20 protein-coding genes are annotated in these 23,702 nt (G+C 66.8%); 7 read left to right on the top strand and 13 right to left on the bottom strand.

The genetic code is table 11. The features are described from left to right. Positions 1–5 precede the first annotated feature (5 nt). Positions 6–2,405, top strand: coding sequence for a hybrid sensor histidine kinase/response regulator (locus FW760_RS01900; RefSeq protein ID WP_043864032.1), 2,400 nt, complete (start codon positions 6–8; stop codon positions 2,403–2,405). An 89-nt stretch (positions 2,406–2,494) separates the two neighbouring features. Then, positions 2,495–3,385, top strand: coding sequence for a LysR family transcriptional regulator (locus FW760_RS01895; protein ID WP_054914352.1), 891 nt, complete (start codon positions 2,495–2,497; stop codon positions 3,383–3,385). A 39-nt stretch (positions 3,386–3,424) separates the two neighbouring features. Here the strand turns inward: FW760_RS01895 and FW760_RS01890 are convergent, their stop codons facing one another. From FW760_RS01890 to FW760_RS01875, 4 genes are all read right to left on the bottom strand, one after another. Further along, a complete protein-coding gene (locus tag FW760_RS01890) occupies positions 3,425–4,399 on the bottom strand; it encodes a Bug family tripartite tricarboxylate transporter substrate binding protein (RefSeq protein WP_446443537.1) in 975 nt (324 codons plus the stop codon). Between the two features lie 36 nt (positions 4,400–4,435). Then, complete coding sequence (locus FW760_RS01885; protein ID WP_043864035.1) at positions 4,436–5,938, bottom strand: tripartite tricarboxylate transporter permease; 1,503 nt, start codon at positions 5,936–5,938, stop codon at positions 4,436–4,438. 10 nt (positions 5,939–5,948) lie between these two features. After that, positions 5,949–6,449 (bottom strand): tripartite tricarboxylate transporter TctB family protein, encoded by a 501-nt coding sequence (locus FW760_RS01880; RefSeq protein WP_235384379.1) that lies wholly within the window; start codon positions 6,447–6,449, stop codon positions 5,949–5,951. A gap of 83 nt (positions 6,450–6,532) precedes the next feature. Beyond that, complete coding sequence (locus FW760_RS01875; protein WP_043864036.1) at positions 6,533–7,615, bottom strand: LLM class flavin-dependent oxidoreductase; 1,083 nt, start codon at positions 7,613–7,615, stop codon at positions 6,533–6,535. A 253-nt stretch (positions 7,616–7,868) separates the two neighbouring features. Here FW760_RS01875 and FW760_RS01870 point away from each other — a divergent pair, with 253 nt between their 5' ends. Together FW760_RS01870 and FW760_RS01865 are read left to right on the top strand one after the other, a co-directional pair. Further along, on the top strand, positions 7,869–8,477 hold the full coding sequence (locus FW760_RS01870) for a cysteine dioxygenase family protein (RefSeq protein ID WP_088514431.1): 609 nt from the start codon (positions 7,869–7,871) through the stop codon (positions 8,475–8,477). Then, positions 8,474–10,057, top strand: coding sequence for a rhodanese-related sulfurtransferase (locus FW760_RS01865; RefSeq protein ID WP_446443536.1), 1,584 nt, complete (start codon positions 8,474–8,476; stop codon positions 10,055–10,057). The genes FW760_RS01870 and FW760_RS01865 overlap by 4 nt, the downstream gene beginning before the upstream one ends. Before the next feature lie 191 nt (positions 10,058–10,248). Here the strand turns inward: FW760_RS01865 and FW760_RS01860 are convergent, their stop codons facing one another. Further along, positions 10,249–11,211 (bottom strand): aliphatic sulfonate ABC transporter substrate-binding protein, encoded by a 963-nt coding sequence (locus tag FW760_RS01860; protein ID WP_100632637.1) that lies wholly within the window; start codon positions 11,209–11,211, stop codon positions 10,249–10,251. A gap of 14 nt (positions 11,212–11,225) precedes the next feature. After that, positions 11,226–12,191 (bottom strand): ABC transporter substrate-binding protein, encoded by a 966-nt coding sequence (locus FW760_RS01855; protein ID WP_371917285.1) that lies wholly within the window; start codon positions 12,189–12,191, stop codon positions 11,226–11,228. Between the two features lie 246 nt (positions 12,192–12,437). On the opposite strand from FW760_RS01855, the gene FW760_RS01850 reads away from it, so the two are divergent. Both FW760_RS01850 and FW760_RS01845 read left to right on the top strand, forming a co-directional pair. Continuing rightward, entirely contained in the window at positions 12,438–13,622 is a 1,185-nt protein-coding gene (locus FW760_RS01850) for an acyl-CoA dehydrogenase family protein (RefSeq protein WP_054914345.1), read from the top strand. Positions 13,623–13,714: 92 nt separating this feature from the next. After that, a complete protein-coding gene (locus FW760_RS01845; RefSeq protein WP_043864042.1) occupies positions 13,715–14,389 on the top strand; it encodes an SOS response-associated peptidase in 675 nt (224 codons plus the stop codon). A 7-nt stretch (positions 14,390–14,396) separates the two neighbouring features. On the opposite strand, the gene FW760_RS01840 is transcribed toward FW760_RS01845, so the two are convergent. From FW760_RS01840 to FW760_RS01820, 5 genes are all read right to left on the bottom strand, one after another. Beyond that, the gene (locus FW760_RS01840; RefSeq protein ID WP_043864043.1) at positions 14,397–15,113 is read right to left on the bottom strand and encodes an ABC transporter ATP-binding protein; all 717 of its coding nucleotides are present in this window, start codon (positions 15,111–15,113) and stop codon (positions 14,397–14,399) included. Positions 15,114–15,115: 2 nt separating this feature from the next. Further along, complete coding sequence (locus tag FW760_RS01835) at positions 15,116–15,889, bottom strand: ABC transporter ATP-binding protein (RefSeq protein ID WP_054914344.1); 774 nt, start codon at positions 15,887–15,889, stop codon at positions 15,116–15,118. After that, entirely contained in the window at positions 15,886–17,127 is a 1,242-nt protein-coding gene (locus FW760_RS01830; protein ID WP_043864045.1) for an ABC transporter permease subunit, read from the bottom strand. Before FW760_RS01830 ends, FW760_RS01835 begins: the two co-directional genes overlap by 4 nt. Before the next feature lie 12 nt (positions 17,128–17,139). Beyond that, positions 17,140–18,078 (bottom strand): branched-chain amino acid ABC transporter permease, encoded by a 939-nt coding sequence (locus FW760_RS01825; RefSeq protein WP_043864046.1) that lies wholly within the window; start codon positions 18,076–18,078, stop codon positions 17,140–17,142. A 143-nt stretch (positions 18,079–18,221) separates the two neighbouring features. Beyond that, positions 18,222–19,370, bottom strand: a complete 1,149-nt coding sequence (locus FW760_RS01820) for a branched-chain amino acid ABC transporter substrate-binding protein (protein ID WP_052504315.1) — start codon at positions 19,368–19,370, stop codon at positions 18,222–18,224. Positions 19,371–19,733: 363 nt separating this feature from the next. Between FW760_RS01820 and FW760_RS01815 the strand changes: the two genes are divergently transcribed. After that, positions 19,734–20,459 (top strand): FadR/GntR family transcriptional regulator, encoded by a 726-nt coding sequence (locus FW760_RS01815; protein ID WP_043864047.1) that lies wholly within the window; start codon positions 19,734–19,736, stop codon positions 20,457–20,459. Positions 20,460–20,486: 27 nt separating this feature from the next. Here FW760_RS01815 and FW760_RS01810 read toward each other — a convergent pair whose 3' ends face one another. Further along, positions 20,487–21,938: an NAD-dependent succinate-semialdehyde dehydrogenase gene (locus tag FW760_RS01810; RefSeq protein WP_116053706.1), complete on the bottom strand. Its 1,452-nt coding sequence runs from the start codon at positions 21,936–21,938 to the stop codon at positions 20,487–20,489. Between the two features lie 65 nt (positions 21,939–22,003). Beyond that, a complete protein-coding gene (locus FW760_RS01805; protein ID WP_116055328.1) occupies positions 22,004–23,689 on the bottom strand; it encodes a thiamine pyrophosphate-binding protein in 1,686 nt (561 codons plus the stop codon). Positions 23,690–23,702 lie beyond the last annotated feature (13 nt).

The following is a 23,702-nucleotide window of genomic DNA, read 5'->3' as shown; positions in this document are numbered from 1 at the left end:
AAGACATGCCTAGACGAGAGCCCGGAGCGCCGACGCCGCTCCCCAGAATAAAGCTGCTGCTGATCGAAGACAGCACCCACGACGTCGAGCTCACGCTGTTGACGCTGGAGCGCTATGGCCTGCAGGTCGACCCGGTGGTGGTGCACGATCACATCGGCGCCTGCGAGGCCATGCAGCAGCACACCTTCGACGTGATCGTGTGCGACTACCTGCTGCCCTCCTCGTCGGGCATCCAGGTGCTCGAGGTGGCCCAGCGGGCGGCCCCGGAAACGCCGTTCATCTTCCTGTCCGGCATCTTCGGCGAACAGCAGGCGGTGGAGACCATGCGCCTGGGCGCGGTCGACTACGTGCTCAAGCAGAACCTCAAGGTGCTGCCCAAGGCCATCCGCCGCGCCGTGCTCGAAGTGCGCGAACGCGAGAAGCGCCGCGCTGCGGAAAACGCCCTCGAAGAGGTCGAGACCCGCGCCCGCCTGGCCATCCAGGCTGCCGAGATGGGCGTGTGGGAACTGAGCGTGCCCAGCGGCTCGGTGCTGTGGGACGAGCGCTGCCGCGCCCTGTACGAAGTCACGCCCAGCTGCAACCTGCACCTTGACCAGGTGCTGGAGCACTGCCACCCCGACGACCGGGCAATGCTGCGGGCCAAGGTCGAGCAGGCCCTGAGCTGCGAATCGGTGTTCCATGCCGAATACCGCGTGCAGTTGTCGGGCGGTCGCCTGCGCTGGATCAACTCCAACGGCCGTTCGCTGTTCAAGGATGGCCGTTGCGTGCGTTTCAGCGGGGTGATGCAGGACATCAGCGAGCGCAAGGTCGCCACCCAGGCCCTGGTGCAGTTGACCGAAACCCTGGGCGAGCGCGTGGAGCAACGCACCCGCGAGCGCGACCGCACCTGGGAGCTGTCGCGTGAACTGCTGGGGGTGCTGCGCTTCGACATGACCCCGATCAACTTCAACCCGGCCTGGGAGGCGGCGCTGGGCTGGTCGCGGGACCAGATCGGCAGCCTGCGCCTGTGGGAGCTGATCCACCCCCTCGATCTGGACGCCACCATCAAGGAAACCCGCAGCATCGCCAGCGGCAACGTATCGACCCGCTTCGTCAACCGCATGCGCCACGCCAACGGCGACTACCGGTGGCTGTCCTGGACCATCGTGCCGGAGAACGGCCTGATGTACGCCGCGGTGCGCGACATCACCGATGAGCGTGCGGTGGTCGAGGAACTGGCCGCCACCAACAAGCGCCTGCGCGAACAGATCGACGAGAAGGAACGCGTGGAAGCCACGCTGCAGCAGATGCAGCGCCTGGAAGTGGTCGGCCAGCTGACGGCTGGAGTGGCCCACGACTTCAACAACCTGCTCACGGTGATCCTCACCAGCGCGACCTTTGCCACGCGCGACATTGCCCGCGGCAACCTGGACAAGGCCCGCACCCGGCTGGAACACATCACCGATGCCGGTGAACGTGGCGCCCGGCTCACGGCCCAGCTGCTGTCGTTCTCGCGCCGCCAGCGCCTGCAACCGCGCCCGGTGGACCTGAACGCCACCGTGCGCGGCATGCAGAGCCTGCTGAACAAGGCGCTGGGGGCCAATATCTGGGTAGAGATGTCGCTGGCCCCGGACCTGTGGACCGCCTCGGCGGACCTGACCCAGACCGAGATGATCATCCTCAACCTCATCATCAACGCCCGCGACGCCATGGCCAACGGGCCCGGCTCGGTGCTGCTGCGTACCCACAACGTCACCGTGGAGGCCGCGCCCCTGCGGCCCGAAGACCCGGAACCCGGCCACTACGTGGTGTTCTCCATCGTGGACTCGGGCAGCGGCATGAACGAGGACACCCTGCTCAGGGCCTTCGAGCCGTTCTTCACCACCAAGCCGGTGGGGCATGGATCGGGGCTGGGGCTGGCCCAGGTGTTCGGTTTCGCCAAGCAGTCCGGTGGCGGGGTGCGCATCGAAACCACCCTGGATGTCGGCACCACGGTCAGCGTGTACCTGCCGCGGATCCAGGGCGACGCCGTGGCCGTGCTGCCCAGCCCTGCGCCGGTGAGTGAACCGCATCAGCCGCTGGGCTCGACCATCCTGCTGGTGGACGATGACAGCACCGTGCGTACCCTCACGGCCACCTTGCTGGAATCGTTTGGCCTGAAGGTGGTGCAGGCGCGCAACGGCCCGGATGCACTGAACATGCTGAGCCCCGAGATCGACCTGCTGCTGACCGACTACGCCATGCCGGGCATGACCGGCGGCGAGCTGGCGGCCCTGGTCAAGCGCTCCTACCCGCAGTTGCCGGTGGTGTTCGTGACTGGCTATGCCAATACCGACGTGCTGGGGCTGAGCCATTCGACGGTGATCCAGAAGCCGTTCAGCGAGCGCGACTTGCGCAGCAAGATCTGGGCAGCGCTGGCGCGTTGAAAAAACCTGTACACGCTTTCTACCTGGCCGAGCAAAAAAGATTATTCTTGAAAGACATTTTTCAACGCCAGACTATGTGAGAGCCGAATATGAAGATCGATGACATGGACGCCTTCGTCGCCGTCATTCGCTGCCAGTCGACCAACCTTGCGGCGCAGTCGCTGCAGTTGACGCAGCCGGCCATCACACGACGCGTGCAGAACTTCGAGGAAGACCTGGGCACCAACCTGCTCGACCGCAACACCAAGCCGCTCAAGCCCACGCCCATGGGCTGGCGCGTGTACGAACAGTGCAAGGCCATCCTGCGCGAGATCGACACCCTGCGCGAGCTGGTGGCCAGCCACGGCTCGCCCAGCGGCACCCTGCGCCTGGGCGTGCCGCAGACCATCGGCGATGTGGTGCTGCTCGATGCCCTGGCGCAGATTCGCCAGGCCTACCCCGAGCTGCGGACCCAGGTCGCCAGCGGCTGGGGCAGCGCGCTGATCGCCAGGATGGAAAACGGCGAGCTGGATGCGGCCGCCGCGCTGTTCCCCTCCGGCAAGATCTTCCCCGAAGGCATCGCCAGCCGTTCCATCGGTCGCATGCACCTGCGGGTGGTGGCCGCCAAGGGCAGCGCCAGCAAGCGCAGCTACAAGCTCAAGGACTGCTACAGCCAGGGCTGGGTGCTCAACCCCGACGGCTGCGGGTTTCGCGCCGGCTTGCAGCGCGCCTTGAGCGAGCAGGGGCTGTCGCTGCAGATCAACCTGGAAACCTTCGGCACCGAACTGCAACTGGGCCTGGTCGCCAACGGCCAGGGCCTGGGGCTGGTGCCCGAGCCGCTGCTGGCCGCCAGCCGTCATCGCGACCTGCTTGAAGTGGTCAACGTCAGCGACTTCAAGCCCCAGGTCGACCTGTGGCTGTTTCACCCCAGCTACCTGGGCAACCTGCAGGAGCCGGTGGAGCTGTTCGGCAGCGTCACGGCGCAGCGGCTGGCGCTGTAGCAGCCCCGCCCTGCCCCGCATCAGCCAAGGCAGCGGGCCTCACTCCAGCGTGATGTTGCCCGCCCGGATCACCTCGCCCCACCGTGCGCCGTCATCGGCAATCAGCTTGGCAAACCCCGCCGGGGTACTGTGCTCGACGCTGATCCCGTTCTGCGCGAACCGCTCGGCGGTCTGCGGCGCCTGGGCAATCGCGGCAATCGCCGCGCTCAACTGCTCGACCAGCTGCGGCGAAGCGCCCTTGGGCAGCACCAGGCCGAACCAGCCCGATGCCTCGAACCCCGGCAGGCCTGCCTCGCTGGCACTCGGCACCCCTGGCAGCAACGGCGAGCGCTGCGCGCTGCTGAGCACCAGCCCCTTGAGCTTGCCGGCCTGGATCTGCGGGGCCAGCACGGTGAGGGTATCCACCGCCACATCCACCTCGCCGCCCAGCACCGCCGTGACCGCCGGCGCACTGCACTTGTACGGCACGTGCAGCAGGTCGATGCCCGCCAGGTTCTTCAGCAACTCCCCGGACAGGTGGCACAGGGTGCCGTTGCCGCACGACGAATAGCTCAACGCGCCAGGGCGCGCCTTGGCCTGGTCGATCAGCGCCTGCAGCGTGTCGACCTTGCTGGCAGCCGGTACGGCCACCACGTTGGGCACCGAGGCCAGCACCGCCACGGGCGTGAAGTCCTGCAGCGGGTCGTAGCGCAGGCCCTTCTGCAGGTTGGGCAGTATGGTCAGCTGCCCGGCGGTGGCCAGCGACAGCGTGTAGCCATCGGGTTTGGCCTTGGCCACGGCCTCGGCGGCGATTGCGGTGCCGGCACCGGGCTTGTTGTCGACCACCACCGGCTGGCCCAGCGAGGCCGACAACTGCTCGGCGTAGTAGCGCCCCACGGTATCGGCAGCGCCGCCCGGCGGGAACGGCACCACCAGGGTCACGGCGCGGCTCGGGTAGGTATCGGCCTGGGCCAGTGCGGCAACGCCCAGGGCCAGTGCGGCCAGGGCAAACTTGAGCGGTAGGATGATTTTCATGCAAGGGTCCTGGAACAGTCAGGGTTGAAGCAGCCCTCAGTCTTCACTGAAGGCCACATGGCGCGTGGCGCGCACCCGCGGGATGAGCATCAGCCCCACCGCCAGCACGCACAGAATCAACAGGGTCAGGCTCAATGGCCGGGTGACGAACACCGTGGGGTCGCCCCGCGACAGCAGCATCGCCCGGCGCAGGTTCTCCTCCATCAACGGGCCGAGCAGATAGCCCAGAAGCAGTGGCGCCGGCTCGCAGCGCAGCTTGATGAACAGGTAGCCCAGCAAGCCGAACGCCACCGTGAGCAGCACGTCGAACAGGCTGTTGTTGACGCTGTACACGCCAATGCAGCAGAACAGCAGGATCGACGGGTACAGCAGGCGGTACGGCACCGACAGCAGCCGCACCCAGATCCCCACCAGCGGCAGGTTGAGCACCAGCAGCAACAGGTTGCCGATCCACATGCTCACGATCAGCCCCCAGAACAGCTCGGGGCGCTCGTCGATCACCTGCGGGCCCGGCACGATGCCGTGGATCATCATGGCCCCGGCCATCAGCGCCATCACCGCGTTGGAAGGCAGGCCCAGCACCAGCATCGGGATGAACGAGGTCTGCGCCCCGGCGTTGTTGGCAGACTCCGGCCCGGCCACGCCCTCGATGGCGCCCTGGCCGAAGCGCTCGGGGTGCCTGGCGATACGCTTTTCGACCATGTACGAGGCAAACGCGCCCAGCATCGCCCCGCCCCCCGGCAGCACGCCCAGCACCGCGCCCAGGCCGGTGCCGCGCAGCATCGGCTTCCAGCTGCGCCGGTAGTCTTCGCGGGTCGGCATCAGGCTGCCCACCCGCGCCACCTGGGGCGGCTGGCCGCGGCTGCGCTCCAGGTTGGCGATGATTTCGGCGATGCCGAAGATGCCCATCGAGATCACCACGAAACTGATGCCGTCGCTCAACTGGGGCAGGCCGAAGGTAAAGCGCTCCACCCCGGAATTCACGTCGGTGCCCACCAGGCCCAGCAGCAGGCCCAGCAGGGTCATGGCCACGGCCTTGAGCACGTCGCCCTGGGCCAGCACCACGGCGGCCACCAGGCCCAGCAGCATCAGCGAGAAGTACTCGGCCGGGCCGAACTTCAGCGCCACCTCGGCCAGCGGTGCGGCAGCAGCGGCCAGCAGCAGGATCGACAGGCTGCCGGCGATGAACGAACCGATCGCGGCAATGGCCAGGGCCGCCCCGGCCCGGCCCTTGCGTGCCATGGCATGGCCGTCCAGGCAGGTCACCACCGAGGACGACTCGCCCGGCAGGTTGACCAGGATCGCCGTGGTCGAGCCGCCGTACTGGGCGCCGTAATAGATGCCCGACAGCATGATCAATGCCGCGGCCGGGCTCAGGCCGTAGGTGATCGGCAGCAGCATGGCGATGGTGGCCACCGGCCCCAGGCCGGGCAGCACCCCCACCAGCGTGCCCAGGGTCACACCGATCAGGCAGTACAGCAGGTTGTTCAGGGTGAAGGCGGCTTCAAGGCCGATACCCAGGTGTGCCAACAGCTCCATGGGTCACTCCTCAGACAGGCCAGGCCGGCAGGTTCAGGCCCAGCCCGTAGCCGAACACCAGCACGCTGAACAGCCCCAGCGCGCTGCCCACCGCCAGCAGTTCGCCCAGGTGCGCCTTGTGCCGGCCCAGGCCGCTGAGCAGCGTCATGCACAGGGTCGCCAGCGCCAGGCCAAGGCTGGGCAGCAGCAGCGCGAACGCCACCACGCTGGCACTGATGGCCAGCGCCGGGCGGACGATGAACAACCCGTCCAGCGTGACCTTCTCGCGGCCCAGCCACAGGCCGCGCACCAGCAAGGCCACGCCCAGCCCGCACAGGGCCAGGCTCACCAGCCAGGGAAAGTAGCCTGCGCCCATGCGCATCGCCGTGCCGCTGGCATAGGCGCTGCCCACCAGCAGCCCGGTCAGGCCGAAGCCCAGGAACAGGCAGCCGGCCAGCACTTCGCGGGCATCGAGGTTCAGGGTCAGGGAATGCGGGCGCGCAGTGGCGGCCCGTTGCAGAGCATCTCGCACGCAGGTCTCCAGGTGCCGGTACGGCACAAGGCAAGGCGATCCGCGCGTGCGGTCTCGGGGTGGGGTTGGGGTTGCTGCGCCGTTCAGGCGCTGCGTTGTGCCTGGCGCGCCGCGACCTTGGCGTGGGTCAGCGGGATCAGCTCGCGGCCGTAGTCGGCGGCGTCGTTGATCGGGTCGAACCCGCGAATCAGAAAGGTGGTCACGCCCAGGTCGTAGTACGCCAGCAAGGCATCGGCCACCTGCTCGGGGGTTCCCACCAGCGCGGTGGAGTTGTGCCCACCGCCAACCAGTGCGGCCATACCGGTCCACAGGCGCTCATCCACGCGCTCGCCTTGCGCCACGGTGTCCAGCAGGCGCTGCGCACCGACGCTCTGCGGCTTGTTGGCCACCACCGGGCCGGCGCGCTCCAGGCGCTGGCGAGCGGTATCGAGAATGGCATCGGCCTTGGCCCAGGCCGCAGCTTCGGTATCGGCGATGATCGGCCGGAACGACACGCTGAACTGCACCTGGCGCCCGTGCAAGGCCGCCTGGGCACGTACTGCCTGAATGGTTTCGCGGGTCTGCTCCAGCGACTCGCCCCACAGCGCGAACACATCGGCATGCTTGCCGGCCACTTCCAGGGCCGCCGCCGAAGAACCACCGAAGAACACCGGCAGGTGCGGCTTTTGCACAGGCTTGATGGCGGAGAAGGCGTTCTGCGCCTGGTAGAAGGTGCCGTGATGATCGAAGGGGGTGTCTTCGGTCCAGACCTTGCGCACCACCTCCAGAAACTCGTCGCTACGCGCATAGCGCTGGTCGTGGTCGAGGTAGTCGCCGTCCTTGCGTTGCTCGCCGTCATTGCCGCCACTGATCACGTGCAGCGCCAGGCGTCCGTCGAGCAGGTGATCGAGGGTTGCCAGCTTGCGCGCGGCCAGGGTCGGCGCCACGAAGCCGGGGCGATGCGCCAGCAGAAAGCCGATACGCGGCGCCGCCAGCCCGGCCAGGGCCGTGACCAGAAAGCCGTCGGGCTGATCCGACCAGTACCCCACCAGAATCCGGTCGAAGCCTGCCTGCTCGTGCACCTGGGCAAAACGGGTGATGTACGCCTTGTCGAAGATCGGGCCAGTCGGATCGAGGGTCTCCGAAGACAGGCGGTGGCCGATCATGCCGATGAATTGAACGCTCATGGGGGGCTCCTTGAAGAGGGCGAAGAAAGCTTATTGGTTATAGAAGGTTCTTTCTTCAAAACGAACGCTTATAAGCTACCGAGCCCGCCACCCCTTGTGAAATTCATTTTAGGCATAACCTAATATAAAAAATGATTTATATCGAAACAGCTTTAAAATTCACTTTGCGCATATTAGCTTATGCTCAATTTGAATTTTGAGAATCATCAGGCGGTTGCTAGGGTGATTCGAAACCGTAGCCAGAGCCCCGACCATGACCGACCCCCTTCGCCTGGACCGCTTGCGTCAGTTCATCGACGAACTGGCCAGCCTGCTCGACCGAGAAACCGATGAAGCGGCCCTTCTCGATGATGGCCAGCGCCTGTTGCAGCAACTGGTGGCCCATGACGACTGGCTGCCGCCAGAGCTGGCCCAGCCCAGCCCCGAACGCTATCAGCAGTACCTGCTGCACTGCGATTCGCGCCAGCGCTTCTCCATCGTCAGCTTCGTGTGGGGGCCTGGGCAGACCACGCCGGTCCACGACCACCGGGTATGGGGCCTGATCGGCATGCTGCGCGGCGCCGAATACGCCCAGGGGTTTGCCCGCAGCGAGCACGGCGCGCTGCTGCCGTCCGGCAGCCCGGTGCGCCTCGAGCGCGGCCAGGTCGAGGCGGTGTCGCCGCGCATCGGCGACATCCATCAGGTCAGCAATGCCTTCGACGACCAGGTGTCGATCAGCATCCACGTGTACGGCGCCAACATCGGCGCGGTCAGGCGTGCCGTGTACCTGGCCGACGGCAGCGAGAAACCCTTCATCTCCGGTTATTCCAACACCCAACTGCCCAATCTGTGGGACCTGTCAAAAGAGAACCTTGCGCCATGAGCACCCCGACCACCCGCACCTACGCCCACCTGCGCCAGCACTTGCTGGCCAGGCATGAACTGGCCCTGATCGATGTGCGCGAAGAAGCGCCCTTCGCCGTGGAACATCCGCTGTTCGCGGCCAACATCCCGCTGTCCAGGCTTGAAATCGAAATCTACGCGCGAGTGCCCCGGCGCGATACACCGATCACCGTGTATGACGATGGCGAGGGCCTGGCGCAGATTGCGCTCCAGCGCCTGAGTCAACTTGGCTACAGCGACGTGGCCCTGCTCGAAGGCGGCCTGGCCGGCTGGCGCGAGGCCGGCGGCGAGCTGTTCCAGGATGTGAACGTACCGAGCAAGGCGTTTGGCGAACTGGTGGAAAGCCAGCGCCACACCCCTTCGCTGGCGGCCGAAGAAGTGCAGGCGCTGCTGAACGAAAAGGCCGACGTGGTGGTGCTGGATGCGCGTCGCTTCGACGAATACCAGACCATGAGCATTCCGGGCGGCATCAGCGTGCCGGGTGCCGAACTTGTGCTGCGGGTAGCCGAGCTGGCACCGAACCCGGCCACCCGCGTGATCGTCAATTGCGCCGGGCGCACCCGCAGCATCATCGGCACCCAGTCGCTGGTCAACGCCGGCATTCCCAACCCGGTATCGGCTTTGCGCAACGGCACCATTGGCTGGACATTGGCGGGGCAGACCCTGGCCCATGGCCAATCGCGGCGCTTCGGCGACGTGAGCCCGGCCAACCGGCAGCGCGCCGCCGAACAGGCCCGCGCCGTGGCCGACAAGGCCGGTGTCGTGCGTGCGGACAGCCAGACGCTGGCGGCGTGGCGCGCCCAGGCCGATCGCAGTACTTATGTGTTCGATGTGCGCACCCCCGAGGAATTTGCCCGGGGCCACCTGCCAGGCAGCCGCTCGACGCCAGGTGGTCAGCTGGTGCAGGAAACCGACCATGTGGCCAGTGTGCGCGGGGCGCGCATCGTGCTGATCGATGACGATGGCGTGCGTGCCAACATGAGTGCGTCGTGGTTGGCGCAGATGGGCTGGGAGGTGGCGGTGCTCGATGGCTTGGGCGCAGGCGACTTCAGCGAAACGGGTGATTGGCAGCCGCCGTTGCCGGCGTTGCCGCAGCCTTCGACCATCGACCCCGAGCAGTTGGTGCAGTGGCAGGCCGACGCCGACACGGTGCTGCTCGACTTCACCACCAGTGCCAATTACGTGCAGCGGCACATACCGGGCGCGCACTGGGCGATCAGGGCACAGCTGGAGCAGGCACTGGAGCGCTTGCCGGTGGCGGGACGTTACGTGCTGACCTGCGGCAGCAGCTTGCTGGCGCGGTTCGCGGCGCAGGACCTGCAACGCCTGACCCGAGTGCCGGTGTTCGTGCTGGAGGGTGGTACGGGCCGCTGGATTGCCGAGGGGCGGCCGCTGGAGTCGGGCGAGACGCACCTGGCGGTGCCGCGCAGCGACCGTTACCGCCGGCCGTATGAAGGCACCGACAACCCGCGTGAGGCGATGCAGAGGTACCTGGATTGGGAGTTCGGGTTGGTGGCGCAGCTGGGGCGTGATAGCACCCATGGGTTCCGGGTGATCTGAACCTCCTGAGCAGACCGTATCAGGTCTGCCCCTGGCCGACAGGCCGCATACGCAGGTGCGGGCAAGGCCCGCTCCTGCTTGCTTCGGGCACAAGCACAGTAGGCGCCGGCCTTGCCGGCGAATCGAGCGCGAAGCGCTCGTACAACCTGAACCCACCGTGGATCAGGCAGCCCCCACCCGCCGAGCCGCAATCAGCGCCCTGCCACTGGCTGGAACAACGACACCGCCGCCGCATCCACCTTGCGCGGCAACAGGCCCTGGGCAAAGAACACATCGGCAATCTGCTGCTGTTCGGCCAGATGCTCCGGCTTCACCAACTGCACGTCGTAACTGCGCCGCGCATTGGCCTGCTCCACCGTGGCCACATCCAGGTTGCCCCACAACGGCCCCAGCACCTGCGCCGCCTGCGTGGGGTTGGCCTTGGTCCACTGCCCCGCCTTCTGCAACGCACCGAACACGGTTTCAAGCACCTGCGGATGCGCCTTGGCGTAATCGCTGCCCGCCAGGTAGTAACGCTGGTAACTGGCCAGCCCCTGCCCATCGCTCAGCACCCGCGCATGCTGCTGGCGCTGGGCGCTGGCCACGAACGGGTCCCAGGTGACCCAGGCATCGACCTTGCGGTTCTCGAACGCCGCACGGCCATCGGCCGGGATCAGGTAGGCCGGCTGGATATCGCTGAAGGTCAACCCGGCCCTGGCCAGGGCCTGTATCAACAGGTAATGGCTCCCCGCGGCCTTGGTCACCGCCACCTTCTTGCCCTTGAGGTCCGCCAGGCTGTGCAGCGGCGAATCCGCCGGCACCAGAATGGCCTGGGCCAGTGGCGATGGCGTCTCGCGGGCAAAATAGGTCAGCCGCGCCCCCGCCGCCTGGGCGAACACCGGCACGGTGTCGGCCACATCCGCCGACACATCGACATTGCCCAGGTTCAGGGCCTCCAGCAGCGGCAGGCCGCTGGCGAACTCATGCCAGCTGACCTGTATGCCCTGCTGCGCCAGCTGCTGCTCCAACGTACCCTGGGCCTTGAGCAGAATCAGCAGCGTCGAGGATTTCTGGTAACCGATGCGCAGGGTTTGCCCCGCGCTGGCGCTACCGACCAGGCTGGCGCCAAGCAGCGCGCCGATGGCCAGTTGTCGCAGACGTTTGAACGGTTGCATGGGGTCAGCTCCTGTCAGTGGGCCTGGGTCACGGCGACGCTGGCGGGCAGCACGAAGCCGCCGGCAAAGGTCGGCGCCACGTCCAGACGTTGGGCAATCAGGCCGTGGGCCTGGTAGAAGTCGGCGGTTTCCTGCTGCTCGGCGATGGTGCCGGCGTCCACGACCTGCCAGCGCAACTGGCGACGCTCGAACTGCAGCCGGGCCGCGTCCTGCGGGAAGCCGATGATCTGCGCCAGGGTCTTGGAGTAGCTGTCCAGGTTCTGGTTGGCCCACACCTGGGCCTTGGCCAGGCGCGCCAGGTAGTCCTGCAGGGCCGCGCGCCGGGCCGGGTCGGCCAACGCCTTGTCGGTCGCCGCCAGAAAGCTGTTGCCACTGGACAAGCCGCGACCATTGACCAGCACCCGGCCCTGGCCGGTGGTTTCGGCCAGCGCGGTGTAGGGCTCCCACGTCGCCCAGGCATCCACCGAACCGTTGGCCAGGGCCATCCTGGCATCCACCGGGCCAAGGAAGCGGAACTCGACGTCCTCCTCGCTCAGCCCCGCGCTGGCCAGCGCCTTGAGCGCCACGTAATGGCCAATCGAGCCGCGCCCGGTGGCGATGCGCTTGCCCTTGAGGTCGGCCGCCGCGTGCAGCGCCGACCCGGGGTCCACCAGCACGGCTGTGCCATAGGCGTCGGACTTGTCCACGGCAATCGCCTTGACCTGCGCGCCGGACGCCAGGGCGAACAGCAGCGGCGCATCACCGATGATACCGGCGTCCACCGCGCCGGCATTGAGCGCCTCGGCCAGCGGCGCGGCAGCCGGAAACTCCGCCCACTTGATGTCATACGGCAGGTCGCGCAGCCCGTCGGCGGCCTCCAGCTGGGCACGCATGTTGCCCTTCTGGTCGCCGATACGCAGTTCGATACGCGGTTCGGCCAGCACCTGCCCGGCCAGCAGCAAGGCGCCAGCGAGGGCGAGAAGTCGTGAAATGGGTGGCATGCAGTGCACTCCTGAAGGCGATTGTAGAGCGACTCTACCGGCTCGCCATAAATCAGTGAAGTGCATTTTATGAATATACTAATATGCAAATAACGTTTAATTATCGCCATTAGCTTATAACCATAAAGAATTTTACATCAGAAAATTTAACGCATACGGTCATAAGCCCGCCGATCTGCACACACAACTCGGGGCGGGACGACGGCACCCCCGGGTGCTCCCTGGATTTTCTGCGATGAGTGCCTGATGAGCCTGTCTTCTATTGCCGCGCCGTACCGTTCGATCGAATCGGCCCCTGCCCTGGCCGACCTGGACCCACTGCTGTTTACCCTGACCCGCGAGCTGGCCGCCAGCGCCGCCGAGGTGGACCGCAGCGGTGCCTTCCCCGCCGCCAACTTTGCCCTGCTGCAACGCCATGGCCTGCTCGCGCTCACCGTGCCGCGCGAGCTGGGGGGGGCCGGTGCCGACCTCGCCACCGCGCGCAAGGTGGTGGCCGCCGTGGCCAAGGGCGAGCCCTCCACCGCACTGATTCTGGTCATGCAGTACCTGCAGCACGTGCGCCTGCAGGACGACCAGCGCTGGCCGGTGTCGCTGCGCCAGCGCCTGGCCCGCGAAGCGGTGGAGCACGGCGCGCTGATCAATGCCTTCAGGGTCGAACCCGAGCTGGGCACCCCGGCCCGTGGCGGCCTGCCCGCGACCCTCGCGCGGCGTACCGCCGAAGGCTGGCGCCTGTCCGGCACCAAGCTCTACTCCACCGGCAGCCACGGCCTGAGCTGGTACCTGGTGTGGGCGCGCAGCGACGATGCCGACCCGCTGGTGGGCGGCTTTCTGGTGCACAAGGACAGCCCCGGCATCCGCATCGTCGATGAGTGGGATCACCTGGGCATGCGTGCCACCTGCAGCCACCGCGTCGAGTTCGACGATGTGCTGCTGCCGCTGGAGCATGCCGTGGCCGTCAGCCCGGCCAGCGCACCGCGCGCCGAGCTCGATGGCGAAGCTCAGCTGTGGATGGCGGTGCTGCTGGCCAGCCTCTACGACGGCGTGGCCCAGGCCGCACGCGACTGGCTGGTGAGCTTCCTGCGCGAGCGGGTGCCGTCCAACCTCGGCCAGCCGCTGGCCAGCCTGCCGCGCTTTCAGGAGCGGGTCGGGCGCATCGATACCCTGCTGTTCGCCAACCGCAACCTGCTCGACTCCGCGGCCAGCGGCCAGGTCACCGCGCAGCACGCCGGGCAGCTCAAGCAACTGGTCACGCACAACGCCATCCAGGCCGTGGAGCTGGCCATCGAGGCCAGCGGCAACCCAGGGCTTTCGCGGCACAACCCGCTGGAGCGGCACTACCGCAACGTGCTGTGCAGCCGCATCCACACCCCGCAGGATGACGTGGTGTTCCACAGTGCCGGGCGCTCGGCGCTGAGCCAGGAAGCGCCGTGACCCTCGCCCCCGGCTGACAGCGGCCGACCGGCCACGCACCGCCGCCCACCAAATCGGCCTATGCTCAAACAGGCCTGCCGGCGGAGGTGCACATGTGCGGACGACTGAGCCAGTACCACGGCATCCACGAGTTCGTGGACGCCCTGAGCATGCCCAACCCACTGGTCAACCGCGTGGGCGATGCGCCGCTTGGGCACTACAACGTGGCCCCCACCACCCAGCTGGCGGTACTCGGCCTGCAGCATGACACCCTGCACGCCGACCTGCTGCGCTGGGGCTGGCGGCCACACTGGGCGCAGGACAAGCCGGCACCGATCAATGCCCGCGTCGAGAAGGTGGCCCACGGCCCGTTCTTTCGCGCCATCTGGCCGCACCGGCTGATCGTGCCGGTCGATAACTGGTTCGAATGGGTCGATGAGGGCGGGCCTAAGAAGCAGCCCTACCTGATCCGCCGCCGCGATGGACGCCCTGCCCTGTGCGCGGCCATCGGCCAGCTGGGCGACCCACCCGGCGAGCAGGACGGCTGCGTGATCATCACGGCCGACAGCCAGGGCGGCCTGCTGGATGTGCATGACCGGCGCCCGGTGGTGCTGGCTGCAGATGCGGCACGCCACTGGCTGGACCCCGCCACCTCCAAGGCATACGCCGAACAGCTGCTGCTGGACCTCGCCGAGCCCGCCCAGGTGTTCGAGTGGTACCCCGTGGACAGCGCCGTGGGCAACAGCCGCAACCAGGGCCCGGCCCTGGTGCAGCGCCGGCACCCCTGAACGGCGCCTACTCGCCCAGATACGCCTTCTGCACCTGCTCGTTGTGCAGCAGGTCGCTGGCCTGGCCTTCCAGCGCGATGCGCCCGCCATCGATCACATAGGCGCGCTGGCAGGTCTGCAAGGCAAGCCTGGCGTTCTGCTCCACCAGCAGCAGGGTCACGCCGCCCTTGACCACCTCGACGATGGTTTCGAAGATCTTCTGCACGATGATCGGCGCCAGGCCCATCGACGGCTCGTCGAGCAACAGCAGCTTGGGCCTGCCCATCAATGCCCGGGAAATCGCCAGCATCTGCTGCTCGCCGCCCGACATGGTGCCGGCCAGCTGAAAGGCGCGCTCCTTGAGCCGCGGGAAGATGCCGAACATGCGTTCGATATCGGCCTGGATCGCGTCCTTGCCGTCGGTTCGCGAGAACGCGCCCATCTCCAGGTTCTCGTACACCGTCAGCTTGGGGAAGATCCCGCGGCCTTCCGGCACCAGCGCCAGGCCCTGGCGGATCAGGTCGTAGCTCTTGATCGCCGCATGCGCCTTGCCATCGAAGGTGATCTGCCCGGCCACCGGGCTGAGCAGGCCGGCCAGGGTCTTGAGGGTGGTGGTCTTGCCGGCGCCGTTGGCGCCGATCAGCGCGACCATTTCGCCCTCGCGGATGTGCAGGTCGATGCCCTTGATCGCCTGGATGGCCCCGTAGGCCACCTGCAGGTCGCGTACTTCAAGAATGTTCTTCATGTTCAGGCCACCGCCTCCGAACCCAGATAGGCCTCGATTACCCGAGGGTCCCTTTGCACATCGGCCGGCAGGCCATCGGCGATCTTCCTGCCGAATTCCAGCACGGTGACGTGATCGCACAAGCCCATCACCAGCTTCACGTCATGCTCGATCAGCAGCACCGTCTTGCCGTCGGCCTTCATCTTGCACATCAGCTGGCGCAGGCCTTCGGTCTCGGAGGCGTTCATGCCGGCCGCCGGTTCGTCCAGGGCAATCAGCAAGGGTTCGGTGGCCAGCGAGCGGGCAATTTCCAGACGCCGCTGGTCGCCGTAGGACAGGTTCTTGGCCAGCTCCCCGGCCAGGTGCCCGATGCCCACGTAGGCCAGCCAGTGCCGCGCAGCCTGGCGAATCTCGCGCTCTTCGCGCACGCAGGCCGGGGTGCGGAACACGGCCCCGAACACCCCGCAGCGGGTGCGTACATGGCGACCGATCATCACGTTTTCCAGCGCGGTCATGTTGTGGAACAGCCGGATGTTCTGGAAGGTGCGCGAGATACCCGCCTCCACCACCTTGTGCGGCTTGCTGATGTTCAGCGGCTTGCCGTCGAATTCGACCTTGCCCTCTTCGGCCCGGTACAGCCCGGTAAGCACGTTGAACAGGGTGGTCTTGCCCGCGCCGTTGGGGCCCAGCAGGCCGCGGATCTCGCCGCGCCGGATCGACAGGTCGATGCCGTGCAGGGCCTGCAGGCCGCCAAAGAACTTGCTGACCGAACGCAGCTCCAGTAATACGTCGCTCATACCTTGTCCGCCTGTTGGGCCGGGTGATCGAAGGCCGGCGTGCTCGCGGGCACCGTGGTGCTCAGCGCGGTCGCCGCCGGGGTGGGCTCGGGGTCGCCGTCATGCAGCTCGGCGCGGCGCCGGTTGGACGGCCACAGGCCCTCGGGCCGGTAGCGCATCACCAGAATCAGCGCCAGGCCGAACACCAGCATGCGCAGGGTCGAGGCATCCAGCACGTTGCGCAGCACCTCGCGGCTGACGAAGGTCACGTTGTCCATCACGAACGGCTGTATCCAGTTGACCAGGTCGCGGAACACCTCGGGCATCACCGACAGGATCAACGCCCCCAGCACCACGCCGCGAATAGAGCCCATGCCGCCGAGCACCACCATCGCCAGCACCATGATCGACTCCATCAGGGTGAATGACTCGGGGCTGACGAAGCCCTGGTAGCTGGAAAACAGCACCCCGGATACCCCGCCAAAGGTCGCGCCCATGGCAAATGCCAGCAGCTTGAGGTTGCGCTTGTTCAGGCCCATGGCCTCGGCCGCCACCTCGTCCTCGCGCAGGGCCATCCAGGCCCGCCCGATGCGCGAGACTTCGAGGCGCTTGGACAGCACGATGGCGAAGATCACCACCACCAGGAAGAACAGGTAGTAGCTGATCACCGGGGTGACCTTGAGCCCGAACAGGCTCCATGAGGTCTGCAGCGACAGCAGCGCCTCGGGCGCCTGCCCTGCGGCATGCGACCAGGCCCCACCGTCGATGTGCAAGGGTGCGATGTTGCTGATGCCCTGCGGCCCGTTGGTGATGTTCACCGGCTGGTCGAGGTTGTTCATGAAGATGCGGATGATCTCGCCAAAGCCCAGTGTCACGATGGCCAGGTAGTCGCCGCGCAGCTTGAGCACGGGGGCGCCGATCAGCACCCCGCAGATGGCCGCGGCAATCGCTGCCAGCGGGATGATCACCCACAGCGGCCAGTTCAGCACGCCGTCCACCAGGCCGGCCATGTTCAGGTGCGGCGAGGCCAGCAAGGCATACAGGTAGGCACCGATGGCGTAGAAGCCGATGTAGCCCATGTCGAGCAGGCCGGCGTAGCCGATCACGATGTTCAGGCCCAGTGCCAGCAGCACGTAGAGCATGGCAAAGCCGAGGATGCGTACCCAGGTGGGCCCCAGGAACGGAATGCTGTCGACGACGAAGGGCAAGGCCACGAACGCCAGGATCAGCAGCAGGTACTGTGCGGTTTGGTTTTTCATGTGCGTTGCCTCCTAGGCCCGGTCGGCCTGGCGTTCGCCCATCAGGCCGTTGGGTCGGAACAGCAGCACCAGAATGAGCACGGCGAACGCGAAGATGTCCTGGTAGTTGGCGCCCAGGAAGCCCCCGGTGAGGTGGCCGGTGTAGCCGGCGGCCAGCGACTCGATCAGGCCCAGCAGCAGCCCGCCGGCCATGGCCCCGAACAGGTTGCCGATGCCGCCCAGCACCGCCGCCGAGAAAGCCTTGAGCCCCAGCAGCAGGCCCATGTAGGCGTCGGCCTGGCCGTAGTTGACCGCGCGCATCACCCCGGCGATGGCGCCAAGCCCGGCACCGATCAGGAAGGTCGCGGAAATCACCCGGTTGATGTTGATACCCATCAGCCCGGCCACTTCCTGGTTCTGCGCGGTGGCGCGCATGGCCTTGCCCAGGCGCGTCTTGTCGACCAGCAGCCACAGCCCCAGCATGATCACCACCGAGATGATCATGATGCTCATCTGCACGTTGGTGACGGTGGCGCCGAACACCTCGATCGGGCGGGTTTCGACCACTTCGGGGAAGGTCTTGTAGCCACGCCCCCAGATCATCATCGCCAGGTTCTGCAAGGCGATCGAGATGCCGATCGCGAGGATCAGCGGGGTCAGGCGCGGGGCCTTGCGCAAGGGCCGGTAGGCGAACTTCTCCATGCCCTGGGCCATCAGCATGCACACCGCCGCCGCCACCATGATCGCCAGCAGCAGGGTCAGGATGCCGGGCGCAAAGCCCATGCCCGCGAGCATGCTCAGCACCGAGATGGTCACCATGGCGCCCACCATCACCACCTCGCCGTGGGCGAAGTTAATCAGGCCGATGATGCCGTAGACCATGGTGTAGCCCAGGGCTACCAGGGCATAGATGCTGCCCAGCACCAGGCCGTTGAGGACCTGCTGCAACAAGATATCGAAATTGCCTTCCACGAGCTGAATCCTCAAAACTGCGTTGTCGCTCACCGCGTGCGCTGGCAACAGCGACGCGGCGGCATGCCTGGCAGGTCAGAAATGAACGCTTCTTATTGTTGCGAGCCGGGCGGCCCGCTTGTTATTCGAGGTAGAGCAACGGCTCAGTCGCGCTCGACCGAGAGGGTTTTCCAGCCGCCGTCGGCAAACTGGAACACCGTGGCGGCCGGGCTTTTCAGGTTGCCGAATTCATCGAATGCGATGGTGCCGGTGACGCCCTCGTAGCTTTCGCTCTTGAGTACCGGCAGGTACACGGCAGGGTCGGCCGACTGCGCCTTGACCATGGCGGTGATCGCCGCCCAGGTGGCGTCGTACGCCGCAGGCGAGGACTGCACCACGCCCGTGCCGAACTTGGCCTTGAGCTTCTGCTCGAACGCCGCGCCCTTGGGCATCTCCAGCAACGGGGTGCCGTAGTTCCAGGCGTACACGCCCTCGGCGGCGCTGCCGGCCATCTTCTTGAACTCGTCGTTGGGCAGGTTGCCGATGTTCATGAACCTGGCCTTCAGGCCCAGGTTCTTCATCTGCTTGGCCATGGGGGCGGCCTGGTAGTCGAGGGCGGCGAAGAACACCGCATCGACCTTCTGCGACTTGGCGGTGGTGAGGATGGCATTGAAGTCGGTGGACTTGTCGTTGGTGTATTCGCGTACCACCACGTTGCCACCGGCGGCCTTGACCGCCTTGGTCACTTCGTCGGCCAGGCCCTGGCCGTAGGCGGTGCGGTCGTCGAAGATCGCGATGCGCTGGGCCTGCAGGGTCTTGACCAGGTAGTTGCCGGCATAGCGGCCGAGGGTGGCGTCGTCGTTGACCACGCGAAACACGGTCTTGATGCCCTGGCGGGTCAGCGCCGGGTTGGTCGCCGACGGCGAGATCTGCGGGATGCCGGCATCGGCGTAGATCTTCGAGGCCGGGATGCTGGTGCCCGAGTTGTAATGCCCGATCACCACCGCCACCTTCGAATCCACCAGGCGTTGCGCCACGGCGGTACCGGTACGCGGGTCGGCCACATCGTCCTCGGACACCAGCTTGAACTGGGCCACCTTGTCGCCCAGCTTCAACTGCTGCTGGTTGGCCTCTTCGATGGCGATGCTCACGCCATGTTCCACATCCAGCCCCTGGTGTGCAGAGGGCCCGGTCAGCGGGCCGGCAAAGCCGATCCGTACCAGCTGGGTGTCCGCCGCGTTCGCCGTGCCAGCCCCTATCAGTGTTGCCATCAGTGCAGCAAGGGCGGTCAAACCCCGGTTGTTCTTATTCATTCTCAGCTCCCAGTAATCATTGGACGAACTGCACACGCCTGGCCAACCTCGCCGGCGCACTTGTAAGATAACAGTCAGCAGGCAACTGTCAATGGGTGTATGCTTGAGGAAAATGAAAATGCTGACAAAAGCCACGCACGCCTTGATCCATGCACCTTAACGAGGCATGGGATTGCAGTAGAATCAGGCGCTTGCACCATAACAAGTCAGATGTTTGATAACATATGGCTACATTTTCGCCGCTACTTCGGGTTTTTAGCGGGTCGGGTGAAATCGACGCAGATCGCGTTTGACGGATGCGCCAACCTGTTCAACCATTCAATCCATCGTGATGAGCACATCAGTTTCAGGAGCTACACAACTATGAATGCGTCGTTTGGAACGCGCAGGGCCAATCTGGCGGAGACAGTGATCCACGAGCTGTCCAACCGGATCGACAATGGCACATACGGGCCGGGGCAGAAGCTTCCGTCCGAACAGGAGCTGTGCAAGGAATTCGGCGTCAGCCGCCCTGTGATTCGCGAGGCCGTGGCCTCGTTGCGTCTGGGCGGTCGGCTGATCGCCCGCCAGGGTGTAGGCGTATTCGTGGTCGAGCAGGACGTCAAGCGCCTGGGCTTTGCCCTGAGCACCGCAGTCGATGACGTGCGCGCCGCCGCCCACGTGCTGGAACTGCGCCTGGGCATCGAGACCGAGTCGGTCGCGCGTGCCGCCGAGCGCCGCAGCCCCACCAGCGTGGCGCAGATCACCGAGGCCTTCGACCGCTTCAACGCGCTGGATGGCTCCAACCTCGAGGAAGAGGCCCGTGCCGACTTCGAGTTCCACCTGGCGATTGCCCGCGCCACCAACAACCCGCACTTCCCGCAGCTGCTCGAAGCCCTGGGCCCGGACATCATCTTCGACCTCAACCTCAAGCACGGCCAGTCCACCGGCAAGAACCGCCTGGCGCACATCAAGAAGATCGGCCGCGAACACGGTGCGATTCTCTCGGCCATCAGCATGGGCGACGTCAACGCCGCCCGTTCGGCGGTGCGCAAGCACCTGGAAGAAAGCCTTTCGCGTTACCAGCGCCTGGTCGACAGCGGCGACTGAGCGGCGCTGTCGCCCTGCCCTCGCGGGTCAGCCCAGGCCCAGGCACACGTACTTGATCTCGAGGTAATCCTCGATCCCGTAGCGCGAGCCTTCGCGCCCCAGCCCCGATGACTTCACACCGCCAAACGGTGCGACCTCGGTGGCCAGCACGCCGACATTGACGCCGACCATGCCGTACTCCAGGGCCTCCGAGACCCGCCAGATCCGCCCCACATCCCGTGCATACAGGTAGCAGGCCAGGCCGAACTCGGTGGCATTGGCCTGGGCGATGACCTGTTCTTCGCTGTGAAAGCGAAACAGCGGCGCCACCGGCCCGAAAATCTCCTCGCGGGCCACGCGCATGTCCGGTGTCACCTCGGCCAGCACGGTGGGCTGGTAGAACGCCTCGCCGAGGGGGTGGCGCCGGCCACCGGCGACCAGTCGCGCGCCGCCTTCCAGTGCGTCGCTCACCATCGCCTCGACCCCGGCCACGGCCTTGGCATCGATCAGCGGGCCGACGGTGGTGCCGGCCTGGCTGCCCTCGCCCACCACCAGCTCGCCGACCCGCTGGGCAAAACGCTCGACAAAGCGCTCGTAGATGCCGTCCTGGATGTAGAAGCGATTGGCGCACACGCAGGTCTGCCCGCTGTTGCGGAACTTGGCCACCAGTGCGCCCTCCACCGCCGCCTCAAGGTCCGCGTCGTCGAACACGATGAAGGGCGCGTTGCCGCCCAGCTCCAGGGTCACCTTCTTCACCGTGGCCGCGCTTTGCTGCAGCAACTGGATGCCGATGGGCGTGGAGCCGGTGAACGACAGCTTGCGCACCACCGGGTTGGCGGTCAGTTCGCCACCGATGGCGGCCGAGTCGCCGGTCACCACGTTGAGCACGCCACGCGGTATGCCGGCGCGTTCGGCCAGCACGCACAGCGCCAGGGCGCTGAACGGGGTCTGCGAGGCGGGCTTGAGCACCAGCGTGCACCCGGCCGCCAGGGCCGGGGCGGCCTTGCGCGTGATCATCGCCGCCGGGAAGTTCCACGGCGTGATCGCCGCGCACACGCCAATCGGCTCCTTGGTCACCAGCAGGCGCCGGTCGGCCTGCGGCGAGGGGATCACGTCGCCATACAGGCGCTTGCCCTCCTCGGCATAGAACTCCACATAGGCTGCGGCGAAGGCGATCTCGCCACGGGCCTCGGCCAGGGGCTTGCCCTGCTCGGCGGTCATGATGCGCGCCAGGTCTTCCTGGTGCAGGAGAATTTCGCGAAACCACGCCTGCAAGCGGCTGGCGCGTTCCTTGGCGGTGAGGGCGCGCCAGGCCGGCAGCGCCGCCTGGGCGGCGAGCACGGCGCGACGGGCTTCGTCGGCGCCCATGCGCGGCACGCCACCCAGGCGCTGGCCGGTGGCCGGGTTGGTCACGTCAATGCTGCGGGCGCTGTCGGCGCCCACCCAGGTTCCATCGATATAGCAACGTTCACGCAGCAGATCAGGATCGGCAAGGTTCATGCTGATGGGCTCGCAGGGGAATAAGGGGAAACGGCGGGAGGCAGACCCTGCCCCCGCCTGGAGGGTCAACGCGACGCCAGGGCCTTTTCGCGGATCTGGCTGAGGGTCATGCGCGGGGTCAGCGCCTCGGGGTCGATCTGCACCTCGATCAGCGCCGGCTTGCCCGACGCCTCGCAACGCTCGAACGCACCCGCGAACTGCTCGGTGGCGCTCACCGTTTCGGCATGCAGGCCATAGGCCCGTGCCAGCGCGGCGAAGTCGGGGTTGTGCAGGTCGGTACCCGACACCCGCCCCGGGTAGCTGCGCTCCTGGTGCATGCGGATGGTGCCGTACATGCCGTTGTTCACCACCACCACGATGACCCGGGCGTCATAGTGCGCGGCAGTGGCCAGCTCCTGGCCGTTCATCAGAAAGCAGCCATCACCGGCGAACGCCACCACGCTGCGCTGCGGCGCGGTGAGCTTGGCCGCAATCGCCGCCGGCACGCCATAGCCCATCGAGCCGTTGGTGGGCCCCAGCAAGGTGCGAAACGCCTGGTGCTGGTAGCCGCGGTGCACCCAGCCGGTGTAGTTGCCGGCACCGCAGGTGATGATGCTGTCGGCGGCCAGGTGCTGGTTGAGCCAGGCGATCACCTCGCTCATCTGCACCTCGCCGGGCGAACGCGGGCATTCGAAGTTGGCCCGGTAGCCGCTGTTCAGGCGCTGTACCCACTCGGCGAATGCCTGCGGCTTGACCGGCGCCAGCGCCGCCAGTTGCGCGGCGATGGTCGGCATGCCGGCGTTGATCGCCAGGGTCGGCTGGTACACCCGGCCCAGTTCCTCGATGCCGGGGTGAATGTGCACCAGCGCCTGCCTGGGCACCGGAATGTCCACCAGGGCATAGCCGCCGGTGCTCATCTCGCCCAGGCGTGCACCGATCACCAGCAGCAGGTCACTGCTTTTCACCGCCTCCACCAGCTCGGGGCCGGCGGCAAGGCCCAGGTCGCCGGCGTACTGGGGCAAGGTGTTGTCGAACAGGTCCTGGCAGCGGAACGAGGCCGCTACAGGCAGGTTCTGGGCCTGGATGAAGCGCCGCGCATCGGCCACCGCCTCGGCGGTCCAGCCGCCACCGCCCAGCACCACCAACGGGCGCTGTGCCTCGCCCAGCAGAGCCTGCAGGCGCTGCAGGTCGGCAGATGCCGCCGCCGCTTCGATCCGCCGGGCCGGGCCGGCATCGGCCACTGCCACCCGATCCGTCAGCATGTCTTCGGGCAGGGCCACCACCACCGGGCCGGGGCGGCCGTTGGTGGCGCGGTGGAACGCCTGGCTGAGCAGCTCGGGCAGGCGCGCGGCATCGTCGACCTCCACCACCCACTTGGCCATCTGGCCGAACATGCGGCGGTAGTCGATCTCCTGGAAGGCTTCGCGCTCCACCTGGTCGCGGGCCACCTGGCCGATGAACAGGATCATCGGCGTGGAGTCCTGGAAGGCGGTGTGCACGCCGACCGAGGCATTGGTCGCCCCCGGCCCGCGGGTGACGAAGCAGATACCCGGCTTGCCGGTGAGCTTGCCGTAGGCTTCGGCCATGTAGGCGGCGCCGCCCTCCTGGCGGCACACGATCAGCTCGATGTCGTCCCTGGCATCGTGCAAGGCATCGAGCACCGCCAGGTAGCTCTCGCCGGGCACGCAGAACGCGCGTTCCACGCCATTGATGCGCAAGGCATCGACCAGCACCTGCCCGCCCGTGCGCAGCCCGTTGTTGTCAGTGTTCATCTTGTTGTTCTCC

Source organism: Pseudomonas sp. 1176_21 (assembly GCF_052850635.1).
The sequence above is the reverse complement of the archived record's forward strand: the minus strand, read 5'-3'. Positions and strand labels throughout refer to the sequence as shown.

Bases quoted from the DNA above. Each gene is read 5' to 3' on its own strand.
- FW760_RS01900 (WP_043864032.1), top strand. From the start codon at position 6: ATGCCTAGACGAGAGCCCGGAGCGCCGACGCCGCTCCCCAGAATAAAG.
- FW760_RS01895 (WP_054914352.1), top strand. From the start codon at position 2,495: ATGAAGATCGATGACATGGACGCCTTCGTCGCCGTCATTCGCTGCCAG.
- FW760_RS01890 (WP_446443537.1), bottom strand. From the start codon at position 4,399: ATGAAAATCATCCTACCGCTCAAGTTTGCCCTGGCCGCACTGGCCCTG.
- FW760_RS01885 (WP_043864035.1), bottom strand. From the start codon at position 5,938: ATGGAGCTGTTGGCACACCTGGGTATCGGCCTTGAAGCCGCCTTCACC.
- FW760_RS01875 (WP_043864036.1), bottom strand. From the start codon at position 7,615: ATGAGCGTTCAATTCATCGGCATGATCGGCCACCGCCTGTCTTCGGAG.
- FW760_RS01870 (WP_088514431.1), top strand. From the start codon at position 7,869: ATGACCGACCCCCTTCGCCTGGACCGCTTGCGTCAGTTCATCGACGAA.
- FW760_RS01865 (WP_446443536.1), top strand. From the start codon at position 8,474: ATGAGCACCCCGACCACCCGCACCTACGCCCACCTGCGCCAGCACTTG.
- FW760_RS01860 (WP_100632637.1), bottom strand. From the start codon at position 11,211: ATGCAACCGTTCAAACGTCTGCGACAACTGGCCATCGGCGCGCTGCTT.
- FW760_RS01855 (WP_371917285.1), bottom strand. From the start codon at position 12,191: ATGCCACCCATTTCACGACTTCTCGCCCTCGCTGGCGCCTTGCTGCTG.
- FW760_RS01850 (WP_054914345.1), top strand. From the start codon at position 12,438: ATGAGCCTGTCTTCTATTGCCGCGCCGTACCGTTCGATCGAATCGGCC.
- FW760_RS01845 (WP_043864042.1), top strand. From the start codon at position 13,715: ATGTGCGGACGACTGAGCCAGTACCACGGCATCCACGAGTTCGTGGAC.
- FW760_RS01840 (WP_043864043.1), bottom strand. From the start codon at position 15,113: ATGAAGAACATTCTTGAAGTACGCGACCTGCAGGTGGCCTACGGGGCC.
- FW760_RS01835 (WP_054914344.1), bottom strand. From the start codon at position 15,889: ATGAGCGACGTATTACTGGAGCTGCGTTCGGTCAGCAAGTTCTTTGGC.
- FW760_RS01830 (WP_043864045.1), bottom strand. From the start codon at position 17,127: ATGAAAAACCAAACCGCACAGTACCTGCTGCTGATCCTGGCGTTCGTG.
- FW760_RS01820 (WP_052504315.1), bottom strand. From the start codon at position 19,370: ATGAATAAGAACAACCGGGGTTTGACCGCCCTTGCTGCACTGATGGCA.
- FW760_RS01815 (WP_043864047.1), top strand. From the start codon at position 19,734: ATGAATGCGTCGTTTGGAACGCGCAGGGCCAATCTGGCGGAGACAGTG.
- FW760_RS01810 (WP_116053706.1), bottom strand. From the start codon at position 21,938: ATGAACCTTGCCGATCCTGATCTGCTGCGTGAACGTTGCTATATCGAT.
- FW760_RS01805 (WP_116055328.1), bottom strand. From the start codon at position 23,689: ATGAACACTGACAACAACGGGCTGCGCACGGGCGGGCAGGTGCTGGTC.